Annotated in this window: 2 protein-coding genes; both read right to left on the bottom strand. The window is 63.1% G+C overall.

The annotated features are described in order from the left end of the window. The coding region (locus EN984_RS32860) for a DUF3333 domain-containing protein (RefSeq protein WP_127384275.1) at positions 1-371 on the bottom strand (371 nt) is incomplete at its 3' end. Then, the gene (pstC, locus tag EN984_RS32855; RefSeq protein WP_127271979.1) at positions 368-1834 is read right to left on the bottom strand and encodes a phosphate ABC transporter permease subunit PstC; all 1467 of its coding nucleotides are present in this window, start codon (positions 1832-1834) and stop codon (positions 368-370) included. The genes pstC and EN984_RS32860, both read right to left, overlap by 4 nt. Positions 1835-1908: the final 74 nt, after the last annotated feature.

Below are 1908 nucleotides of genomic sequence, written 5' to 3'. Positions count from 1 at the left end.
AAGCCCTTGAGCTTCTGGATCATCGGCTTGTCATCAGGAGAGATGCCGAGCTTGGCCACAAGCGCGTTTTCGGCGAGCTTGGGATAATTTGCCTTGATCAGAACGCTCGGATCGGTTGCACGCTTGCCGGAAGGATCGATCACCTTCTCGTCGAACGAGATCGGCAGTGATACCGTCGTCTGCCAGAAGGCGGTGTAGCCTTTCGAGACGATGGTGATCAGCATGATTGCCAGGAACGCCAGGCCTACGGAAATCGCCACGACGCCATAGAAGCGGAAACGGCGTTCGGCGGCGTAACGGGCCTTCAGGCCGATGTCGCGGCGCGGATGGGCCGCCGCCCTGACCATCGTATCCATGGAAATGTCGGTCATTCGTACTGCTCCCGATATTTGCGCACGATGTAGAGCGCGACGATGTTCATCACCAACGTCAGCGCGAACAGCGTCAGGCCGAGTGCGAAGGCGACCAGCGTCTGCGGCGAATTGAACTCGAGGTCGCCGGTGAGCTGGTTGACGATCTTGACGGTGATGGTCGTCATCGCCTCGAACGGGTTGATGGTGAGGTTGGCGGCGACGCCCGCCGCCAGCACGACAATCATCGTTTCGCCGATGGCGCGCGAGGCGGTCAGCAGGATGGCGCCGACGATGCCGGGCAGTGCAGCCGGCAGGATCACCCGCTTGATCGTCTCGGAGCGGGTCGCGCCGAGGCCAAGCGACCCGTCGCGCATGGCGCGCGGCACCGCGGTTATGATGTCGTCCGAGAGAGAGGACACGACCGGGATCAGCATGACGCCCATGACCAGGCCGGCGGTGAAGATGCTCTGGCCCTGGATGAAGGGCGAACCGCCGGTCAGCGCCGCGGACAGGTCGCGCAGGAACGGCCCAAGCGTGACGACGGCGAAGATGCCGTAGACGATGGTCGGTATGCCGGCCAGAAGTTCAAGCGCCGGCTTAACCACCGAGCGCACCTTGGGCGTTGCATATTCGGCCATGTAGACAGCCGACATCAGCCCGACCGGCACCGCAACCAGCAGCGCGACGGCGGCGATGTAGAGCGTGCCCGCAAGAAGCGGGATCAGGCCGAATTGGCCCTGGCTGCCGCCCGAACCGGCAGCGGCAAAACGCGGATCCCAGACGGTGCCGAAGAAGAAACTCATCGGCGAGACGCTTTCGAAGAAGGTGATCGTCTGGAACAGCATCGAAAGCACGATGCCGATGGTTGTCAGGATGGCGATGGTGGAGGCGGCAAGCAGCCCCCACAGCATCAGCCTCTCGACATTGTTGCGGGCCCTGGCGCGCGGCTCGATCTGCCTGAGCGCATAGAAGGCGCCGGCGATCGAGGAAACGAGAATGACAATGGCGCCGAACAGGCCGAGCCGGTCCTGGACCTTGTTCGCCTCGACGGCGATCGGGATCATGTAATCCTGCGTGTCGCTCGCCAGTGCCACACCCTTGGCGGCGAGCAGCGGCTGCAGCTCGGCAAAGCTGGCAGGCATTGCGGCCAGTGTGCCGGCATCGAGTTTGCGCAGGCCCCTGGCGAGGCTCTTTACGAGGCTGACATCCAGTGCCTCACTGGCAACCTTGCTGTCGACGGTGCGCTCGGGCAAGGCAGTGTGAATGTGTCGGTCAAGATAGACGGAAGACCCGACGGTCCAGACGGCAAGCAGCAAAAGAGCAGGCAGAACGGCGAGCAGGAAGGCCCACCAGCCATGATAGTGGGCGCGCGAATGCGGCTTGACCTTGCCATTGTCCTGGGCCGCGGCACGTTGCCGACCGATGAAAAAGGCAACCAGGCCGACGGCAACGACGATGGCCAGTACGAGCAAGGACGACATGGACCCACCCCAAGAGAAATTCTTACGCAGCCGCCATTGCGGCCTGCGATGAAACCGGGGCGCGGGATTTGGCC

This window comes from Mesorhizobium sp. M7A.F.Ca.CA.004.12.1.1, from assembly GCF_003997835.1.
Classification (GTDB): domain Bacteria; phylum Pseudomonadota; class Alphaproteobacteria; order Rhizobiales; family Rhizobiaceae; genus Mesorhizobium.
This window is presented reverse-complemented; position numbering and strand designations above follow the sequence as displayed.